The organism is Flavobacterium johnsoniae UW101, from assembly GCF_000016645.1.
In the GTDB taxonomy this organism is placed as follows: Bacteria; Bacteroidota; Bacteroidia; order Flavobacteriales; family Flavobacteriaceae; genus Flavobacterium; species Flavobacterium johnsoniae.
The window spans coordinates 4,864,185-4,886,518 of sequence record NC_009441.1 but is presented as its reverse complement, the minus strand read 5'-3'; the positions used below and the strand labels follow the sequence as shown (position 1 = coordinate 4,886,518).

The window sequence follows — 22,334 nt, the reverse complement described above, 5'->3', positions numbered from 1 at the left end:
ACACAGCTTAGAAGGATTTTTTTATCTCCTTAATCTGCAAAATCTGCGGGAGTAAAATTTTTTCACGCTCCCGATAGCTATCGGGATAGCAGATCTAGCAGATTTTTAATCAGTGGAAATCCTTTTAATCTGTGGCAAAATAAATTAGAGAAATTGAAATAAAAATTAAAAAGGAATTAGTGCCAATTCGTGAAATTCGTGGCGAGAAAAAAATATAAGTATGGGATTGAAAATTAAAATAACTGCGATTTGTTTTGGAATTTTTTCCTTGACAGCAACAGCACAAAGTGACCTAAAATTATGGTACGATAAACCCGCATCCATCTGGAACGAAGCTCTACCTTTAGGTAACGGACGTTTGGGCGCAATGGTTTTTGGAGATCCAGCGGTAGAACGTTTGCAATTGAACGAAGAAACGATTTGGGCAGGTTCTCCAAACGGCAATGCACATAATAAATCTATTAAAGCACTTCCAATTGTTCGTCAGTTAATTTTTGACGGAAAATTTGATGAAGCGCAGGATTTGGCAACGCAGGATATTATGTCGCAAACCAATGACGGTATGCCGTATCAGACTTTCGGAAGCGTTTATATTTCATTCGCAGGACATCAAAAATATGCGGATTATTATCGTGATTTAGATATCAGCAATGCTACGGCAAAAGTAAAATACAAAGTAAATGGCGTTGAATTTACAAGAGAAATTCTAACTGCATTTTCAGATCAGGTTATTGTGGTGAAACTTTCTGCTAGTCAGCCGGGACAGATTACTTGTAATGTTTTCATGAACAGTCCAATTGATAAAACGGTGGCTTCGACAGAAGGAAACCAGATTATACTTTCAGGAGTTGGAACTAATTTTGAAGGCGTAAAAGGAAAAGTAAAATTTCAAGGCCGATTAACGGCTAAAAACAAAGGCGGTGAAATCGATGCCAGCAACGGTGTTTTAAGTATCAACAAAGCCGATGAAGTGACTTTGTACATTTCGATTGCAACCAATTTCAAAAATTATCAGGATATTTCAGGAGATGAAATTGCAAAAAGCAAAGATTATTTGGCTAAAGCCGAAGTAAAAGATTTTGAAACGATTAAGAAAGCCCACGTTGATTATTACCAGAAATTCTTCAACAGAGTTTCTTTAAATTTAGGTTCAAATGATTTGGTTAAGAAACCCACAAACGAAAGAATCCGAGATTTCTCTAAACAATTTGATCCGCAATTGGCGAGTTTGTATTTCCAGTTTGGACGTTATCTTTTAATTTCAAGTTCGCAACCAGGTGGTCAGCCAGCCAATTTGCAAGGAATCTGGAACGATATGGTCACACCGCCTTGGGATAGTAAATACACAACAAACATCAATGCCGAAATGAATTATTGGCCGGCACAAGTAACCAATTTGCAGGAAATGCATGAGCCTTTTGTGCAAATGGCAAAAGAGTTAGCGGTAACTGGTGCAGAAACTGCCAAAACAATGTACAATGCCAGCGGTTGGGTTTTACATCACAACACTGATATTTGGCGTGTTACAGCTCCGGTAGATTCAGCTGCGTCGGGAATGTGGCCGACAGGTGGCGCTTGGGTTTGTCAGGATTTATGGGAAAGATATTTATATACAGGAGACAAAAAGTATTTAGTAGAAATTTATCCAATCATGAAAGGTGCGGCCGATTTCTTTTTGGATTTTATGGTTATTGATCCTAATACAAAATATTTAGTTGTTGTTCCTTCGAGTTCTCCTGAAAACACACACGCAGGCGGAACAGGAAAAGCAACAATTGCATCAGGAACAACAATGGATAATCAGCTGGTTTTTGATTTGTTTACACATGTTATCGAAGCTTCGGCTTTGGTTTCGCCAGATGTGGCTTATGCCAAAAAAGTGAGCGATGCTTTAGCTAAAATGCCTCCAATGAAAATTGGGAAATACAATCAGTTGCAGGAATGGCAGGACGATTGGGATAACCCAAAAGACAATCACAGACACGTTTCGCATTTGTACGGATTGTATCCAAGTAATCAGATTTCAGCAATTAAAACACCTGAATTATTTGAAGCTGCTAAACAATCCTTGATTTACAGAACAGACGAATCTACTGGCTGGTCAATGGGGTGGAAAGTGAATTTGTGGGCGAGATTATTAGACGGAAATCACGCTTATAAATTGATTCAGGATCAATTGCATTTGGTAACAGCGGATCAGAGAAAAGGTGGCGGAACGTATCCGAATATGTTAGACGCGCATCAGCCTTTTCAAATCGATGGAAATTTTGGATGTACAGCCGGTTTTGCTGAAATGCTGATGCAGAGTCAGGAAGAGGCGATTCATTTATTGCCAGCTTTGCCAACTGTATGGAAAGACGGAAGTATTAAAGGTTTGGTGGCCAGAGGCGGATTTGTAATTGATATGACTTGGAAAAACAATAAAGTTTCGGAGTTAAAAATCTATTCGAAAATTGGAGGAAACTGTAGATTAAAAGTAGAAAATACTTTAAAAGGTTCTTCGCTTAAAAAAGCAAAAGGAAAGAATCCGAATCCCTTGTTTTACGATGTAGAAGTAAAGAAACCAATTATTTCTAAAGAAGCAAAATTGCCTAAAGTACAATTGCCAACTTACAATATTTACGATGTGAATATGAAAGCAGGGCAGACTTATACTTTTTCGGGGAATTAATTTTTTGAACCATATAAGTTATATAAGAAAATATAATAACACGTCATATTTGTCATTTCGACGAAGGAGAAATCTCCACAAGTAACTCCGCAAAATGAGTCGCCAATCTTTGTCAAATTTCTAACGAAGATTTCTCCTTCGTCGAAATGGCAAGATTGAGTAAAAAGAATAAAATAAAAACAGAATATGTTACAACATTTTAAACATAAAATAATTACGCTTTCAGTTGTCGTTGCTTGTATAAACAGTGGTTGCAAATCGACTGTGGAACATTCACAAAAAGGAAAATGGGTTATTTTAAAAGAAAAAAACTTCAAACATTATGTGGATTATTTCAACACAATGGAAGATGAAAATTTGAAGTTTGCAATTCCGAATGACAGCGCTTGGGCTTGGATGGAAAAGAATATTCCGTTGTTTGAATGTCCACAGCAGAATTTTGAGGAAATCTATTATTTCAGATGGTGGAGCGTTCGTAAACATATCAAAAATACACCACAGGGATTTGCGATCACAGAGTTTTTAGTCGATCGTTCGTATGCCGATAAATACAATATGATTAGTTGTGCTTTGGGGCATCATATCAACGAATTCAGATGGGTTCATGATCCGAAATATATCGAGCAGGATGTGAAACTTTGGTACCGAGGAAATGATGGAAAACCAATGAACAAATTGTATAAATTCAGCAGTTGGACAGCCGATGCTTTATATAATCGTTATTTGGTGAATAAAGATGAAAAATTCTTATTGGATTTATATCCAGACATGGTTACAGATTATGCCGTTTGGGAAAAAGACCGTCAGCGTAAAGATGGTTTGTTTTGGCAACATGATGTGAAAGATGGAATGGAAGAATCCTTAAGTGGTGGGCGTAAAGTACAAAATGCAAGACCAACGATAAACAGTTATATGTACGGGAATGCTATGGCAATTTCTAAAATGGCTGAATTGAAAGGTGATAAGGAAGCAGAAAACAAATTCAAAGCGAAAGCTGATGTTCTGCAAAAATTAGTAGAAACCAAATTATGGAATCAGAAAAGCGAATTTTTTGAAACTTTAACAGAAAAAGATACTTTAGCACAAGTTCGAGAAGCAATAGGATTTATTCCTTGGTATTTTAATCTTCCTGAAAAAGGTAAAGGTTTTGAAAAAGCCTGGGAACAGATTAAGGATGAAAAAGGATTTTCGGCTCCGTTTGGTTTGACAACGGCTGAAAGAAGAAGTCCAAGATTTAGAACACACGGAACAGGAACCTGCGAATGGGACGGCGCGATTTGGCCATTTGCAAGTTCGCAGACGTTAACGGCTTTAGGTAATGTTTTGAATAATTACAATCAGAACTTTGTAGCCAAACCCGATTATTTCAAACAGATGGAATTGTATGTTCAATCACAATATTATAGAGGAAAACCTTATCTTGGCGAGTATTTGGATGAAACAACGGGTTATTGGTTAATGGGAGACAAAGAAAGAAGCCGTTATTATAATCATTCGACTTTTAATGATTTGGTGATTACAGGATTGATTGGTTTACGTCCGAGAGCAGATGAAAAGATAGAAGTAAATCCGTTGATTCCACAAGAAAAATGGGATTGGTTTTGTCTTGACAATGTTCTGTATCACGGCAATATTATTACCATTCTTTGGGATAAAACAGGAGAAAAATATAAAAAAGGAAAAGGTTTTAGAATCTTTAAAAACGGAAAGGAAATTGCAGTTTCTGAGAAATTGGAGCGTGTGATTTCAAATTAGTTATAAACCCAACAGGTTTTTAAAACCTGTCGGGTTTGATACGCTAATAAGTTGATTTAGTTAAGAATAAAATTTGGAGAAAACAGTATTAAGTTATTCAATCAAAGGTGGTGTATTTCATATTATATGGAATATGGTATTTGTGGTTTTAGGGATTTACTTTTTATCACTTATAAATGTTGAAAAATTTACATTTAAATTTAGCAATTTAATATTACCAATTGTTGCTGTTTTGTTTATCATCGTTTATGGGAAAAAAGCGGTAATGACGCTCTTTAATTTTCATAAAAAAATAATATTCTCAAAAGAAGGATTAGAACTTAATGAGATTTTTTATGAATGGAAAGATATTATATTTCCAAGAGTTATCGTGAAAACAGAACACACGGCAAAGTACAATTTGTCATACAAGGAGTTTTATCTCACTTTTGTTTATAAACAGAAAACGATCGAAATAAAAATAGATGATTACGATGTATCTGAAAATGAAATTAAAGAACTTCTTAAAAAATATACTCCAAAGTTTATACCAAGCACTATGAGCGAAAATAAAGTAGTTTACCAACCTATACATGATTTTGACCAGATCATCACTCTAGATGAATATTACGATCTTGAATATGAGGAATCTGAAGAAGCGATTAAAGACATTCAGAAATTGGCGGTAAAAGATCTAGAGGAGGTAAAGCGTTTTTGTGAAAATAATATTTATGCACAGCCTGATAAAGTTAGATTTGTCTACTATGCATTGAGTGAGGATGAAGATCTTGATAAATGGGCAGATTTTCTTTCAAATGAATTCAGAAGGGTTTACCAAATAGGATTAGAGCAAAATAAAGTTAAGGAACTTTCTTCTGTTATTAATGAGATTATAGTCGAGACAATAGATTCTTATCCTGCAGAAAGGGTTAGAGAAATACTGTTAAAGGGTTTAGATCATAAAGAATTTGAAACTCGTTTAAATGCTTTGGAATTTCTTCCTGATTGGATTGATGAACAGGTTTTAAAGAGTAATCCAACTATAGTATCGAAGCTGAGACAAAAGCTGAAAGATCCAGAGTGGAAAATACGCTGGGAAACAAGTAAGTTATTGGAGCAAAATAAAGTTGCTTTTGAGAGTTTAAGCACATTGGATAAATTAAGACGATTTATAAATCATTAACAATCTAATTTTGAGCTTCGGAGAAGCTTAATATTTATAGCAAAATAAAGATCCAATTGATAAAAAGCTCCAGCGGAGCGATACCTATAGAAAATTATGTCACCCCGCTGGGGCTTATCGAACTAACTATTATAAAATCTATAAATATATCGTCCCTCTGGGACTTGACATTATTTAAACAATACCATGAAAAAGTTTTTTTTACATCTTACCTTAATCATTTCACTTTTCACAATTTCGGCGAAAGCCCAAACCAAAATAATTGTGAGTGATTTAAAATGCGAAATGCTAACGAATCCAGAAGGAATTGACGTTTTACAGCCAAGATTGAGCTGGAAAATTAAAGCAGATATTAATGATGTAAAACAAACTCATTATCAAATTTTAGCTTCTTCGTCTTTAGAAAAACTAAATGCAGGAAACGCAGATTTATGGGATAGCGGAAAGGTACAAAGCGACGAATCTGTAAATGTAATTTATAACGGAAAAAAGCTAAAAGATAGACAAGATGTTTATTGGAAAGTAATGATTTTTACCAATAAAGGAGAAATTCAATCAAAAGAAACAGCACATTTTAGCATCGGAATTTTGACTTATGCTGATTGGAAATCAACACGATGGATTGGTTATGAAAAAACTTCTCCAGGAGATAGTATTTCGCAGTATTCACGATTATCAGCGAGATATTTAAGAAAAGAAATTGACTTGAAAAAGAAAGTCAAAAGTGCCAAGGTTTATATCATGGGAATGGGCTTGTACGAGTTATACATTAACGGAAATAAAATTGGAGATCAGGTTTTAGCACCAGTTCCTACGGATTATACTAAGAACGTGAAATACAATGTTTTTGATGTGACTTCGCAATTGCAGGAAGGTAAAAATGCGTTGGGAACGATTTTAGGAAACGGACGTTTTTTTACGATGCGTCAAGATTATAAACCTTATAAAATCAAAACTTTTGGGTATCCGAAAATGGCTTTGCAGTTGTTTGTGGAATATACAGACGGAAGTAAAGACGTAATCAGAACAGATGATACTTGGAAAATCACAACTGACGGTCCGATTTTATCGAACAACGAATACGATGGTGAAGAATATGATGCCCGTAAAGAAATGAAAGGCTGGAATACCATTAATTTCAATGATAAAAAATGGCTTTCGGCAGAATATGTTCAGGAACCGGGCGGATTCTACGAAGGACAGATGTCGGCGAATATGAAGATAAAACGTGAAGTAAAACCTATTTCGATCAAACAAACATCAAAAGGAACTTATATCTTAGATATGGGGCAAAATATGGTGGGCTGGTTACAATTGAAAGTGAAAGGAAATGCTGGAGATAAAATCACAATGAAATTTGCCGAATCCTTACAGCCAGATGGTTCGTTGTATATTGCCAATCTTCGTGATGCCAAAACAACTGATATTTATACGTTAAAAGGTGAAGGCGAAGAAGTTTGGGAACCTCGTTTTATTTTTCACGGATTTCGATTTGTGGAGATTTCAGGTTTCAAAACAAAACCTACTTTAGAAAATTTCGTTGGAAAAGTCGTTTATGATGACATTGCCACAACAGGAACTTTTGATTCGTCAAACCCAATTATGAATCAGATTTTTAAGAATGCTTGGTGGGGAATCAGCGGGAATTATAAAGGAATGCCAATTGATTGTCCGCAACGAAATGAGCGTCAGCCTTGGTTGGGAGACAGAACAACGGGAGCTTACGGAGAAAGTTTTTTATTTGATAATCAGACTTTATATGCAAAATGGTTAGATGATATTAAAAACTCACAAACTATTGATGGCGGACTTCCAGATGTGGCACCAGCTTTCTGGCGTTATTACGGAGATAATGTGACTTGGCCGGGAACGTATATTACAGTTGCTGATATGCTGTATCAGCAATTTGGAGACAAAAAAGTAGTAGAAAAACAGTATCCGTCTATGAAAAAATGGATGGACTATATGGAAGAAAACTATTTAGTTGATGATATCATGACCAAAGACAAATACGGCGATTGGTGTGTTCCGCCTGAATCTTTGGAATTAATCCGTTCGAAAGATCCTTCTCGTTTAACGGACGGCGAATTGATTTCGAGTGCGTTTTATTATCAGCTTCTAAATATCATGAAAAAGTTTGCTGTTATTGCCAATGCACAAAATGACATTAAACATTATGACGAATTAGCTTCGAGAATCAAAAAAGCATTCAACGCTAAATACTTTAATCCATCAAAAAATAATTATGCCAATAATACCGTAACAGCCAATTTACTGCCTTTGACTTTCGGAATGGTTCCAGAAGAATTACAGCAAAAAGTTTTCGAAAATCTGGTACACGAAGTGGAAGTGACAAAAAACGGTCACGTAAGCACGGGAGTTATTGGAACACAGTTTTTAATGCGAACATTAACCAATTTTGGTCGTGGCGATTTGGCTTTCAAATTAGCCTCAAATAAAACATACCCAAGCTGGGGTTATATGGTTGAAAACGGCGCCACAACCATTTGGGAACTTTGGAACGGAAATACTGCCGATCCGGCAATGAATTCGCAAAATCACGTCATGCTTTTAGGCGATTTACTGATTTGGTATTACGAAAATATGGCAGGAATCAAAAGCAATCCTGAAACACCGGGTTTCAAACAAATTATCATGAAACCTGATTTTAATGCCGGATTAACTTATGTAAATGCTTCATACGAATCAATTTACGGAACAATCAAAAGTGACTGGAAAAAAGATAAAAAAGCTTTAGTTTGGAATATTACTATTCCTGCAAATACTTCTGCGGTTGTTTATTTACCAACTCATAATGCTTCATCAGTTACTGTAAACAAACAAAAGTTAGCTCAATTTTCAGGAACTTATAAAATAGAAGATAATAGCACAGTTTTAACTTTACCTTCTGGTACTTACGTTTTGAATATGAAATGAAGTAATGTAACGAATTGATGTTAAAATTAATTCGTTACAGGTGTACAGTCAAAATTTATTCCTCCTCTTTCTGTTTGGGTTAATACTTGTCTATTCATATAAGAAGGTGTACGTTTTATGATTTGTTTATATCCAGTGCTGTCAAAGCTTATAAAATTATCTCCAACAAGTTCTATTTGCCAGTGCCAGCTTTTATACCCATTTTCATAGATTTTTTCTTTGCGTGAAATATTACTTATTTCAAGTTCGGGTAAAAAACTAGTTCCAGAAGCATATTGAAATTTTAAATCGGTAACTTCTGTAAAAATCAGGGTACTTGGTGCGACCCAAAAGCAGTAACGAGACTTGTCTTCAGTTAAGACCCATTTAAAAATATAGTCGATATCAAATAGTAAATCACATTTTACAAAGTCATCATATGCATCTGAATCAATAGCAAATGCATGTATTGAGCAATCATGCCAGCCCATTTGTTCAAAGTCATTCTCTGTCCAGATATTTTTTTCTAATTCAAATGTTTCCATTTTTATTTGACTAATTATAAAATATATAATGTTTGTTTTTAATACAAATTTAAAAGAATATAATACTCAAGACTATAATTAATTGTAAGAAATTACATTGACATAATGTATTGGTTATTTCAGTTAACAACAAAGAGGCATAAGACTTCTTATACTCATTCAACAGAGAAAAATCAAATAGTTGTTACACTTTCGTCAGGAAATTTTGCTATTAGCGTTAAATAATCTGCATTTTTAATAATTCGGGACAGTACAGGATACATTGTTAATTTTTTGGTGTTATTTTTACACTTATTAAATATTTTTACCTAAAAAAATGTTAGGTATGTATTTATAGTCAAAAAAATAATTCATAATTTAATTAAGAATGAAGATAACAAAATTAGCATTTGTCTTGTTTGGACTTTTCCTTTTAGGAAGTTGTAAATCGGCTTTAGAGAAAAAGACTTGGAAAGAAGGAATTTTAGTAGATGAATTTATTTATGATAAAGCACCTTATCCGTCTTGCCACGCCGTTACAATTGTCGAAGCTACAAATGGTGATTTAGTTGCCTCATGGTTTGGTGGAACTCACGAGAGACATCCAGATGTTTGCATTTATGTGGCCATTAAACCAAAAGGAAGTGATAAATGGGGAGAAGGTGTAAAAGTTGCCGATGGTGTGATGAAAGAAGGGCCGAGATTACCAACTTGGAACCCAGTTTTATATCAAATTCCGGGAGGCGATTTAATGTTATTCTACAAAATAGGTCCAAAACCATCGGAATGGTGGGGTGTTATCAGAACTTCATCTGATGGCGGAAAAACTTGGTCCGAGGCTCAGAAAATGCCAGACGGTTTCTTAGGCCCAATCAAAAACAAACCAGTTTTATTAAGCAACGGAACTTTATTATGTCCGTCAAGCATTGAAGGCGACGGCTGGAGACTTCGTATGGAATCTACTCCAGATTTCGGAAAGACTTGGGTAATGGGCGATACGCTTCCAAGAGGAAAACAAAAAATCAATGCGATTCAACCAAGTATTTTATTCCATAAAGACGGAAGTATTCAGGCTATTGGAAGAACTAGAAACAGAGCTATTTTCAGCACATTCTCAAAAGATAACGGAAAAACTTGGTCGGATGTAGAGTTAATCGGACTTCCAAATAACAATTCAGGAACTGATGCTGTAACGTTAAGAGATGGTAGACATTTATTAGTTTACAATCACGTTCTTCCTCCAGGAAAAGAAGCAAAAGGGCCAAGAACGCCTTTGAATGTTTCGGTTTCTAAAGACGGAATTCATTGGAACGCTGCTTTAGTTTTAGAAGATTCAAAAATCAGCCAATATTCTTATCCTTCAATGATTCAAAGTTCAGACGGAATGGTGCATATTGTATATACTTGGAGAAGAGAAAAACTGAAATATGTAAAAGTTGATCCAAGTAAATTAGTGGCGCTTCCAATTAAAAACGGAATCTGGCCAGGCGAAGAAGGAAAAGTAGTTACAGCGGTAAAAGCCGAAGAAGAGTAAAATAAATTGAACCATTAAGAGATTAAGAAAGTTAAGTTGTTGTATCTATTTATTCTTTTAAAAAGAACATTAAGCTTAATTTTCTTCATCTTCTAATGATAATAATAAAAAGTATTGAAGCTTAATTTCCTTAATGCCTTAATGGTAAAACCAATTAACATGAAGCTAAATAAAAATTTAATTGTTGTATTGTTTGTTACTTTATCAACGACATTTAATAGCTGTGCAACGGCGCAGTCTTCCAATAAAAAGCAAAAATACAAAGTTGCTGTTTGTGACTGGATGATTTTAAAAAGACAAAAATTAGGTGCTTTTGGTTTAGCAGCTGAAATAAAAGCTGACGGAATCGAACTCGATATGGGAGGTTTAGGAAACAGACCAACTTTTGATAGCAAACTAGGCGACCCAGTTGAAAGACAAAAATTCCTAGATAAATCAAAAGGAACAGGAGTTGGAATAAGCTCAATTGCGATGTCTGGATTTTATGCACAGTCTTTTGCCACAAGAGAAATCACACCAATGATTGCAGATTGTATCAAAGCTATGAAAGACATGAAGGTAAAAGTGGCTTATCTTCCGTTAGGAACACAAACCGATTTAGTTAAAAATCCGGAGTTACGTCCAGAAGTAATTAAAAGACTACAATGGGCAGGAAAAGAAGTGGGGAAAATAGGTGGTGTAATTGCGATTGAAACCTCTTTGGACGCGACAGAAGAGAAAAAACTTTTAGATGAAGTCGGTTCAAAATATATTAAAAGCTCTTTCAATTTTGCGAATGCTTTAGATAATAAAAGAGATATTTCATCAGAATTGAAAATATTAGGAAAGAAATACGTAGCACAAATTCACGCTTCCAACACCGATCAGTTTTGGTTAGAAAATGACAAAGCGATCGACATGCCAAAAATCAAACAAACTTTGGATGAAATGAAATGGAGCGGATGGCTAATTGTTGAGCGTTCTCGCGACGTGACACAAGTACATAATGTTAAAGCCAATTATGGAGCAAACGTGGCTTATTTGAAGAAAATTTTCCAGAATTAAACAATAAACAGTGATCAATATGTAATCGTTAAACAACACAATTTTTCACTATAAATCTGCCGAATTTGCTAAATCTGCGAGAGATATTTTTCACGCAGATCAGGCAGATTTAGCAGATTATTTTTAGAATGAATACCCAAAAACAGCATACTATGAAATATTTACAATTACTTTTTTTATGTCTTTACGTCTCTTTCGCGACAGCGCAGAACATCACAGTTGTGAGTGATCCGAGTTCGCCGAGAGCAAAATTTGGAGCAGAGAAATTATCAGAAACCCTTTCAGCAAAAGGATTCAGCGTAACTTCTTCTGATAAATTCAAAAAATCAAAAGATAAAGTAATTGTAATTGGAGAAAAAGGAACCGATTTCTGGAAGAAAAATGCTAAAAGCGCTAAAATCGATGATAGCAAATTAACCAAGAAAGAAGGTTTCCAGATTCGCACTCAAAATAATATAATTTATATTGAAGGAACAGATGCAAGCGGAGCTTTGTATGGCGCTTTAGAATTAACAGATAAAATTAAAGCTTCAGGAAAACTTCCTTCAGAAATCAATATTGATGATAGCCCAGAAATGGTTTTGAGAGGAGCTTGCATCGGAATGCAGAAACCGGTTTATCTCCCAGGTCGTGATGTTTACGAATATCCATATACGCCAGAAACTTTCCCGTGGTTTTACGATAAAGCTTTATGGGTAAAATATTTAGATATGCTGGTAGAAAACCGCATGAACTCTTTGTATTTATGGAACGGACATCCATTTGCTTCTTTGGTGAAACTAAAAGAATATCCGTTTGCAGTTGAAGTGAGTGATGAAGATTTCAAAAAGAACGAAGAAATCTATAAATTCTTAACAGTTGAAGCCAACAAACGTGGAATCTGGGTAATTCAGATGTTTTATAACATTATTGTTTCTAAGCCTTTTGCAGAGCATTACAACATTAAAACACAAGATCGTTCAAGACCAATCACGCCATTATTGTCTGATTATACTAGAAAATCTATTGCAGCTTTTATCGAAAAATATCCAAATGTTGGATTAATGGTTTGTTTGGGAGAAGCAATCAATACCGTTGATGATGATGTAGAATGGTTCACCAAAACTATTATTCCGGGTGTTCGTGACGGTTTACAAGCATTAGGAAAAACAGAAGAACCACCAATTATTCTTCGTTCTCATGATACAGATGGGCCTTTAGTAATGGAAAAATCACTTCCGTTATACAAAAACTTATATACAGAAAGTAAATATACAGGAGAATCTTTAACGACTTATACGCCGGGAGGTCCTTGGGGAGAAACGCACAAACAATTAAGCGCTTTAAAATCAATTCACATTGAGAACGTTCATATTTTGGCTAATTTAGAACCTTTCAGATACGGTTCACCAGACTTTATTCAGAAAACGGTAAAAGCAATGCATAGCGTTCACGGAGCAAATGCACTGCATTTATATCCGCAAGCTTCGTATTGGGATTGGCCATATTCGGCAGATAAAACGAAATCAGGAGAACGTTTATTAGAAATGGATCGTGACTGGATTTGGTACAAAGCTTGGGCAAGATATGCTTGGGACAGCAAAAGAGATAGAAATGAAGAAGTTAAATTTTGGGATAATGATTTAGCTGCAAAATTCGGAACGAGTCAGGAAGCTGCAAATAACATTTTAAAAGCTTACGAAGAAACAGGAGAAATTGCTCCAAAAACATTAAGACGTTTCGGAATTACAGAAGGTAACCGTCAGACTTTATTGTTGGGAATGTTTGAAAGTCAGTTGGTCAATCCGTCAAAATGGAGAGTTTATCCAGGATTCCACGAATCATGCGGACCAGCGGGCGAATTGCTTTTAGAATATGCTAAAAAAGAGTGGAACAAAGAACCGCATTCGGGCGAACTTCCAACGCAGATTATTGCTGAAATTACAGAACACGGAAGATTAGCTGTTGAAGCAATCGACAAAGCTGAAGCAAGTGTAACCAAAGACAAAGAAGAATTTGAACGTCTTAAAAATGATATGCATGCGTATAAGGCTTTCGCCGATTTTTTCTCAGAAAAAGTAAAAGCAGCTTTATTGGTTTTAAGATACAGTTATTCAAATGATATTACAGATTTAGATAAAGCTTTGCCTCATTTAGAAAAGAGCATTGAGTACTATGAGTTATTGGTAAAACTAACAAAAGATACGTACTATTATGCTAACAGTATGCAGACTGCTCAACGCCGAATCCCGATTGGAGGAGACGACGGAAACAACAAAACTTGGGCAGAATTGTTACCGCATTACGAGCGTGAATTGGCTAATTTCAAAAGAAATCTAGAGAAACTAAAATCTTCAAAAGATGGTAAAATAGAAACTAAAGAAGGAAAACCTTGGAAACCAGCCGAAGTAACTTTTATAGATGAAAAACCGGGAACGTATCTAGTTAAAACAGGGACAAAAGTGTACGGAACAGATATTTCTGAATTGACTAAAGTTGCTCCAGAACTTCAGAATTTAAGAGGTTATTCTTTTGTTGAAAACGATCAAAACGAAAAAGGAACACATTTGAAGTTTAGAAATACAAAAGCGGTTAAATTAGTGGTAGGATATTTTAATTCTGATCAGAAGCGATTTTTATTGCCGCCAAGTTTGGAGACAGATGCAGCAGGAAATGCGCACGGTCAAGCTGAAGTAATTCTGGCAAGTGCAATGAATTTAAAAGATTTACCTCGTGTAAACATTCATACCTATACGTTCCAGCCGGGAGAGAATAAATTAGATTTAGGAAAAGGAAAAGTATTGATTTTAGGTTTCATCGACGCAGATCAAACTATAACACCACGTGATGTTGGATATATCGATGCAGGAGAAAAAGCAGCAATTGACTGGTTGTTTTATTAGTTTGCATTCCTGCAAGGTTTTGAAAACCTTGTGGGTATTCTAAATGAACGTTAAAAATAAACCTACAAGGTTTTCAAAACCTTGCAGGAAATAGAAAATATGAATAGAATAGTTTTTTTTATTTTTTGTTTTTTTTCAAGTCTTTGCTTTGTTTGGAGTCAGAGCAAAGATTCGGGGAAGTTTCGTAAAGAAATCTCGCTGAATTCATCTTGGGAAACCGTAATACTGGATAATCTTCCGCTGAAAGAAGAAGATTTTGTAGAAAATCCAAAAACTGATTCCAATTGGCAAAAGGTTAGTGTGCCTCACAATTGGGATCAGTATTATGGTTTCAGAAGAACAAAACATGGGAATTTACATGGTACCGCCTGGTACAAAAAAACACTAAAACTCGATAAGAAAGACAGTTCAAAACAGCACTTTCTTTATTTTGAAGGGGTAAGTTCGTATGCAACCGTTTGGATAAATGGTAAAAAAGTGGGCGAACACAAAGGCGGAAGAACTACTTTCACCTTAGACATTACAAAAGCGGTTTCTTTCGACAAAGAAAATATCATTGTAGTTAAAGCAGCACATCCCTCTTTTATTGCAGATCTTCCTTGGGTTTGCGGAGGTTGTTCAGGAGAATGGGGATTTTCTGAAGGTTCTCAGCCAATGGGAATTTTTAGGCCAGTTTCTTTGGTAATTACAAACAATGTTAGAATTCAGCCGTTTGGTGTTCATATCTGGAACGATAAATCGGTTTCTAAACAAAAAGCGATTCTTCATACCACTACAGAAATCAAGAATTACGGCACTTCACAACGCAACTTAACTATCGAAAATATCTTTTTGGATGCTTCAGGAAAGAAAGTTGCTATCAATAAAAGCGATAACAAAATCAATTCGGGAGAAACAAAGGAAATAGCACAAACGCTTCCTGAGATTCAGAATCCGAAATTATGGTCGCCATCCAATCCGTATTTGTATAAATTGGTGACTTCAATTTATGAAAACGGAAAAATAATCGATCAGTTAGCAACGCCTTACGGAATTCGCTGGGTAAGTTGGCCAGTTAGCCGTGACGGAAAAGACAATCGTTTTTTCATAAATGATGAACCTGTTTTTATAAACGGCGTTTGCGAATACGAACATTTGATTGGAAAAAGTCATTCGTTTTCAGATGAAATGATTCATTCCAGAATTGAACAAATCAAAGCAGGCGGATTTAATGCTTTTAGAGAAGCGCATCAGCCTCATAATTTATTATATCAAAAAGAATTAGACGAAAACGGTATTCTGTTTTGGAGTCAGTTTTCAGCACATATTTGGTACGATACGCCAGAATTTAAAGAAAACTTCAAAACCTTATTACGAGAATGGATTAAAGAACGCAGAAACAGTCCATCTGTAGTAATGTGGGGATTGCAGAATGAAAGCACCATTCCGAAGGAATTTGCCGAAGAATGTACACAGATTATCCGTGAAATGGATCCGTTATCAGCGTCACAGCGCATTGTAACAACTTGTAATGGTGGAGAAGGAACAGATTGGAATGTTGTTCAAAATTGGTCAGGAACGTATGGCGGAGATCCGTTAAAATACCATCTGGAAATGACGACTCAGCTTCTAAACGGAGAATATGGCGCATGGCGTTCAGCCGATTTGCATACAGAAGGGGAATTTGACCAAAAAGGAACTTTGAGCGAAAACCGTTTTTCTCAATTAATGGAAATTAAAGTTAGAGAAGCCGAATCGGTAAAAGATAAAATTGCGGGACAGTTTAACTGGCTTTTTGCTTCCCACGAAAATCCGGGACGAGTGCAAAACGGAGAAGGTTTTAGAGATATTGACAAAGTCGGACCAGTAAATTACAAAGGACTTTTTACCATTTGGGGCGAGCCTTTGGATGCATTTTACATGTATCGCGCCAATTATGTTTCAAACAAAACCAATCCGATGGTTTATATTGTTTCGCATACTTGGCCAAGCCGTTGGGAAAAACCGGGAATCAAAAACGGAATCGATATTTATTCGAATTGTGATGAAGTAGAATTGTTTAATGATGTTAATAAAACTTCACTTGGAAAACTAAAAAATCCAGGAATCGGACAGCATTTTCAGTTCAATAATGTCAATATTCAATACAATGTTTTATATGCCGTTGGTTACGTAAATGGGAAAGCGGTTGCTAAAGATTATATCGTTTTAAATAATTTTCCAAAAGCACCAAGTTTTGATGCTTTAACGTCTGAGAAAACAGATATAACAAAAGCCCAAAAAAGTTATAATTACATTTATAGAGTAAATTGCGGAGGTTCTGAATTAACAGATTCTGCTGGAAATACTTGGTTAACCGATACACACAAAAACGGTCAAAATACTTGGGGTTCGTTATCGTGGACAGATAATTTTGAAAAATTGCCAGACTTTTTTGCCAGTCAAAGAACAACTTTCGATCCAATAAACGGTACGAAAGATCCTGAGTTATTTCAAAGTTTTAGATATGGAGTTGATAAACTACGTTACGAATTTCCAGCTCCAGATGGCGAATATTTAGTCGAATTATATTTTACAGAACCTTGGTACGGAACTGGCGGAGGCTTAGACTGCAAAGGCTGGCGATTGTTTGACGTTGCCATCAACGATAATGTTGTTTTAAAAGATTTCGATATTTGGGCAGAAGCTGGACATGATAACGCTTTGAAAAAGACCTTTAAAGTAAAAAGTACAAACGGAAAAATTGTTATTTCCTTCCCAAATGTAAAAGCTTCACAAGCGATTATTTCTGCCATTGCGATTGCAACAAAAGACATTCATGCAAGACCTGCGTTAGAATCTTCAAAAAACATTCAGAATCTGGTTTTAGATTCTTATGATAAAACGAATAGAGTAGCTTCATGGCTAGATATTAATTCAAAACAATATTCAGATTCTGATGTTATTTTTACCGAATTGCCTTCTGAGGTTTTTGGAGCAGATTATTTACAGTTTTCAGTTAATCCAAAAAACAAAGGATCATTTATAGCTAAAGAAGAATCGACAATTTATGTTTTAGTTGATAGTAAAATCAAAACATTAAACGGACTTTCAGATTATAAGAAAATAGAAGAGAAAGCGAAGAATAGCAACGGAATTTCATTTGATGTTTTCACTAAAAAAGTAAAGAAAGGCGAGAAAGTTCTTTTTGATAATTCTGAAACAATATCTTCGATTGCAGTCGTTCCAACGTACGATATGGGCGAAAAAGACGATTCAAGACCAGTTGTAGTCATAGAAGCCGAAAAAACAAAAACAACAGGAACAGGAATCGAAAAAGGAAATTTCAAAAAAGCCGATTATATTGAGTTCACAAAAAAGACAAACAATAGCATCGAGTTTGAAGTAAAACCTGGTGTTGCCGGAATTTATTTAATGCGTTTCCGTTTTATGAATAGAAATGAAACGCCATTAAAAGTCAAATTCAAAATGGAGGATGCCTACGGGATTTTAATGCGAAACGATACAATTGAATTTTTCCCTTCGCCTGAAAAATGGAAGATTTTAAATACGACTTCTGGTGGTTATATTAATGCAGGAACGTATAAAATAACGATTGAAGGTGATGATTTGAAGGGGTTGATGTTGGATAATTTTGAGTTTCAATAGGTTTTTTTGAGGTTCAAAGGTTCAAAGGAACAAAGGAACAAAGGTGCAAAGGTTTATGTCATTTGTCAGGCTGAGCGAAGTCGAAGCCTACGCAAAGTATTTACCCAACGCTTATCACATTCAGTTTGTCATCCTGAGGAACGAAGGATCACACTAGTTGCTCGACAAAGATTGATGACTTAGTTTGCGTGGGCTTCGACTCCGCTCAGCCTGACAAAACCGAAGTAGAATTTAAGAGTAGAATAAAAAACATATTTATGATTAAACATAAAAACATATTTCAAAAAATTACAATTGCCTTATTGTTTTCAGTATCCATTTTTGCACAAAAACAAGCCAGAATTGTCGAAGATTTCAACAAAAATTGGAACTTCAAATTAGGAGATTATCCAGAAGCAATAAATGCCAATTTCACTGCATCAGATTGGAGAACGCTTCAATTACCACACGATTGGAGTATTGAAGGCGCTTTTGATAAGGATGCTAAAACCAAGCAAGCACAAGGATTTTTACCTGCTGGAAAAGGCTGGTATCGCAAAGTATTTACAGTTCCGGCGAACTGGAAAAACAAAACTATTTCAATTGAATTTGACGGTGTTTTTAAGAACAGTGAAGTTTTCATAAATGGAAAATCATTAGGAGTTCGCCCAAATGGTTATATTTCTTTTGGATATGACTTGACGCAATATTTAAACTTTGGAAAATCAAATACAATTGCCGTAAAAGTCGATAACGATGCACAACCGAATTCTAGATGGTACACAGGTTCTGGGATTTACAGAAATGTACGTTTAGTTGCCAGTGAAAAACTGCACGTTGGAAAATGGGGAACTTTTGTAACAACGCCAGAAGTTTCAGCAGAAAAATCAAAGATACATCTAGAAGTTACGATTGATAATGATAATGCTTCTGCGAAAGAATTTAAACTGGTTACTTCGATTATAAATGCAGAAAATAAAGAAGTTGTCAATTTTACATCAACAGAAAAAATTGGTGCTAAAACCTCAGAAAAAAAGATTCATGATTTGGTTTTAAATCAGCCGAAATTATGGAGTACAGAAAATCCGTATTTGTATAAAGTCATTACAAAGGTTTACGAGAAATCGAAATTGGTTGATAATTATGAAACTCCACTTGGGTTTAGATATTTTAATTTTGATTCAGAAAAAGGATTTTCTTTAAATGGTGTTCCAACCAAAATTTACGGCGTTTGTTTGCATCACGATAATGGTGCTTTGGGTGCGGTAGAAAATATTCATGCCGTAAGAAGAAAGCTGGCTTTAATGAAAGAAATGGGAGCAAACGCTATCAGAATGTCTCATAATCCACATTCGTTGGAAATGATGCAATTGTGCGACGAAATGGGGTTTATCGTTCAAGATGAAGCTTTTGATGTTTGGAAAAAGAAAAAAGTAACCAACGATTATCATAAAGATTGGGATGCTTGGCACAAACAAGATTTAGAAGATTTTATTAAAAGAGATCGTAATCATCCATCGGTTATGATGTGGAGTATTGGTAACGAAATTAGAGAACAGTTTGATTCGACAGGAATTGCGATTACCAGAGAATTGGCTAAAATTGTAAAATCTTTAGATAAAACTCGTCCTGTAACTTCGGCTTTGACAGAAAATGTAATTGAGAAAAACTTCATTTATCAGTCAGGAGCTTTGGATCTCTTAGGATTCAATTACAAACATGAAGATTATAAAGATTTTCCAACGAAATTTAAAGGACAAAAAATATTGGCTTCAGAAAGTGTTTCGGCTTTAGAAACACGTGGGCATTATGATTTTCCTGACGGAATTAAAGCCTGGCCAACAAAACACGGAGCTCCGTTTGACGGAAATGCCGATTGGACGGTTTCGGCTTATGATCAGGTAAAATCGTATTGGGGCGCAACGCACGAAGAAAACTGGAAAACGATTAAAAGTCAGGATTTCATGGCGGGAACTTTTATCTGGACAGGTTTTGATTATATCGGAGAACCAGATCCGTATCCGTTTCCTGCAAGAAGTTCGTATTTCGGAATCGTTGATTTAGCCGGACTTCCAAAAGATGTGTATTATATGTATCAAAGTGAATGGTCGAACAAAACGGTTCTGCATATTTTACCGCATTGGAACTGGAAAAAAGATCAAGAAGTCGAAGTTTGGGCGTATTACAATAATGCTGATGAAGTAGAATTATTCTTAAACGGAAAGTCGTTAGGAAAGAAAGCAAAACAAAATGATGATTTGCATATTTCTTGGAGAGTAAAATTTGAGCCAGGAACATTAAAAGCGGTTTCGAGAAAGTACGGAAAGGTGGTTTTAGAAAAAGAAATAAAGACGGCTGGAGAAGCTTCTAAAATCGATTTAAAAGCAGATAAAACTTCAATCAAAAACGATACTTACGATTTGGTTTATGTAACTGTTTCTATGACTGATAAAGATGGAAATTTAGTCCCAAACGCAATGGATTTAGTCAATTTTGAAGTTTCTGGCGGAGGAAAATTAGTTGGAGTTGATAATGGTTATCAGGCTAATTTGGATTCTTTTAAAGCCAATTCCTGTAAATTGTTTAATGGAAAATGTGTTGCGATTATTCAGTCGAATGGGAAGAAAGAAAATATTCAGCTGAAAGCGATGGCAGGAAATGGAATTCCGTTTTCAGCAATTCAGATAAACGTTAATTAATTTTATATGTCGCCCCGCTGGGGCTTTGATTCTCTAATCTATTATTTTCTTCTATAAATATTTAAGCTCCGCTGGAGCTTTTAAATTACAATTTAGAAAATCTTTCTAGCTCTGGAAGAGCGAAATATTTATAGAAAAATGAATCTCCCATAAGAATAAAGCTCCAGAGGAGCGAGATAATACAAATAATCAAAATCCGTTTCAAACTAGATGCGGATTTTTTGTTTTTAGCTCATTCAGAATATTTATTTTTTTGTAGAATTAAACTTATATTTGTCTCGTAATATAAAAGCCGAAAAATGATTTGTACAATTTATTCGCATCATTTAGGACTGGAAAAAATCAAACAAATATTTCTTTCTCATGTTCCTAATGGTGTTTTTTCTACTAATGGTGAAAACCTCGAATTTGAAGTGAAAGGTGGAATCTTAAGTCCATCAAAAAAAGTAACTATCTTTTACAGAGAAAGAGCTATTCCTTCCTACCAAATTCCGCAAATAGACGATTCTGAGTTAACTGCCAATTTGAAGGGCTTGTATGGTTTTGTAGATTCGTTACCAACTGAAAATGAAAAGGTAAAAGGGGTATTTCTTCGTAAAATACAAACATTGAATTCTGAATTTTCGATTCGTGAAGACAAGGGAGAATTAAAAGAATTAGACATCATTATAGCCGATCTTGCAAAAGAATTTGATGCAGTTTTATTTGTTCAGCCAAATACTATAATAAGTAAATCTGAAACGCAGCATTTTTTAGATAAAGATTTAAATCTAATTATTGATTCAGAAGGGAGAAGTGAAATTGAAGAATTAAAAGTTAATATCAATTCGGAATATTTTGACAATGATCAGACAGAATTAGAAGAAGATCAAATAGAAAGAAAAGCTAAAAACGAAGAAATTCTTGAAAGAGAAAATATAAAAATCAACAATAATTTACCTTATATTGAATCGGAAAGAGAAACTACAATTCGATCAGCAAAAGAAGTTGCACAAAGAGTTAGCGTTTTGGCAGTAACTAATTATGTAGCATTTAATAATATCTCTCCTGAAGAAGCTGTTGATTATTTACAAAATTATAATCTATGGGATTTTACAACCGATGTTGAAAAGGAATTTCTTGCCAATCCTACTGAAAGTAGAAAAATACATGAAACATGGAAATGCGAAGGAATTTGGACTTTAATGTGGGCTTTGAAAAAAGTCGCTAGACTTGATTTTCCAAATGAGTTTTGTGATCTTGGAAATATCAATGCAGAAGATTATCCTGTTGCAAAAGACAAAGATCCTTTTGAATTTATAAATGCAGTTCATGAGGTTCGCTCTAAAAAAGAAATTTTAGATGCTGCAGATTTGTATTATCGTTATAATTGGGCTTGTGTTGATGCAAGAATTAACGGAAAACAAATTGAGGCAATAAATCCAGGAATTGTTTACGAAAGGCAATACGCCCTAAACTGGCTTATAAATTATATGGATCAGGATTGGGATGATGTTACCTGTGATACCTAATAAAATAAAAAAAACATTCCGCTCCAAAAA

11 protein-coding genes are annotated in these 22,334 nt (G+C 35.0%); 10 read left to right on the top strand and 1 reads right to left on the bottom strand.

Annotation, left to right across the window (positions count from 1 at the left end):
- Positions 1-220 precede the first annotated feature (220 nt).
- The 4 genes from FJOH_RS21105 to FJOH_RS21090 all read left to right on the top strand — a co-directional run bounded on the left by FJOH_RS21105 (position 221) and on the right by FJOH_RS21090 (position 8,525).
- Positions 221-2,671 carry a glycoside hydrolase family 95 protein gene (locus FJOH_RS21105; protein ID WP_012026057.1) on the top strand — a complete coding sequence of 817 codons (2,451 nt, stop codon included), beginning with the start codon at positions 221-223 and terminating at the stop codon, positions 2,669-2,671.
- A gap of 264 nt (positions 2,672-2,935) precedes the next feature.
- On the top strand, positions 2,936-4,426 hold the full coding sequence (locus tag FJOH_RS21100; protein ID WP_235023062.1) for an MGH1-like glycoside hydrolase domain-containing protein: 1,491 nt from the start codon (positions 2,936-2,938) through the stop codon (positions 4,424-4,426).
- 73 nt (positions 4,427-4,499) lie between these two features.
- Positions 4,500-5,588: a hypothetical protein gene (locus tag FJOH_RS21095; protein ID WP_044047975.1), complete on the top strand. Its 1,089-nt coding sequence runs from the start codon at positions 4,500-4,502 to the stop codon at positions 5,586-5,588.
- 186 nt (positions 5,589-5,774) lie between these two features.
- Positions 5,775-8,525, top strand: coding sequence for a glycoside hydrolase family 78 protein (locus tag FJOH_RS21090; RefSeq protein WP_012026054.1), 2,751 nt, complete (start codon positions 5,775-5,777; stop codon positions 8,523-8,525).
- A gap of 26 nt (positions 8,526-8,551) precedes the next feature.
- On the opposite strand, the gene FJOH_RS26745 is transcribed toward FJOH_RS21090, so the two are convergent.
- A complete protein-coding gene (locus FJOH_RS26745; RefSeq protein ID WP_012026053.1) occupies positions 8,552-9,049 on the bottom strand; it encodes a hypothetical protein in 498 nt (165 codons plus the stop codon).
- A gap of 367 nt (positions 9,050-9,416) precedes the next feature.
- On the opposite strand from FJOH_RS26745, the gene FJOH_RS21080 reads away from it, so the two are divergent.
- The 6 genes from FJOH_RS21080 to FJOH_RS21055 all read left to right on the top strand — a co-directional run bounded on the left by FJOH_RS21080 (position 9,417) and on the right by FJOH_RS21055 (position 22,304).
- On the top strand, positions 9,417-10,562 hold the full coding sequence (locus tag FJOH_RS21080) for a sialidase family protein (RefSeq protein ID WP_012026052.1): 1,146 nt from the start codon (positions 9,417-9,419) through the stop codon (positions 10,560-10,562).
- A gap of 159 nt (positions 10,563-10,721) precedes the next feature.
- A complete protein-coding gene (locus FJOH_RS21075) occupies positions 10,722-11,606 on the top strand; it encodes a sugar phosphate isomerase/epimerase family protein (protein ID WP_052295235.1) in 885 nt (294 codons plus the stop codon).
- A 152-nt stretch (positions 11,607-11,758) separates the two neighbouring features.
- Complete coding sequence (locus FJOH_RS21070; protein ID WP_044048480.1) at positions 11,759-14,488, top strand: alpha-d-galacturonidase; 2,730 nt, start codon at positions 11,759-11,761, stop codon at positions 14,486-14,488.
- A gap of 99 nt (positions 14,489-14,587) precedes the next feature.
- Positions 14,588-18,115, top strand: coding sequence for a malectin domain-containing carbohydrate-binding protein (locus FJOH_RS21065; RefSeq protein ID WP_012026049.1), 3,528 nt, complete (start codon positions 14,588-14,590; stop codon positions 18,113-18,115).
- Between the two features lie 257 nt (positions 18,116-18,372).
- The gene (locus tag FJOH_RS21060) at positions 18,373-20,793 is read left to right on the top strand and encodes a sugar-binding domain-containing protein (RefSeq protein ID WP_012026048.1); all 2,421 of its coding nucleotides are present in this window, start codon (positions 18,373-18,375) and stop codon (positions 20,791-20,793) included.
- A gap of 299 nt (positions 20,794-21,092) precedes the next feature.
- Complete coding sequence (locus FJOH_RS21055; protein ID WP_012026047.1) at positions 21,093-22,304, top strand: DUF4272 domain-containing protein; 1,212 nt, start codon at positions 21,093-21,095, stop codon at positions 22,302-22,304.
- Positions 22,305-22,334 lie beyond the last annotated feature (30 nt).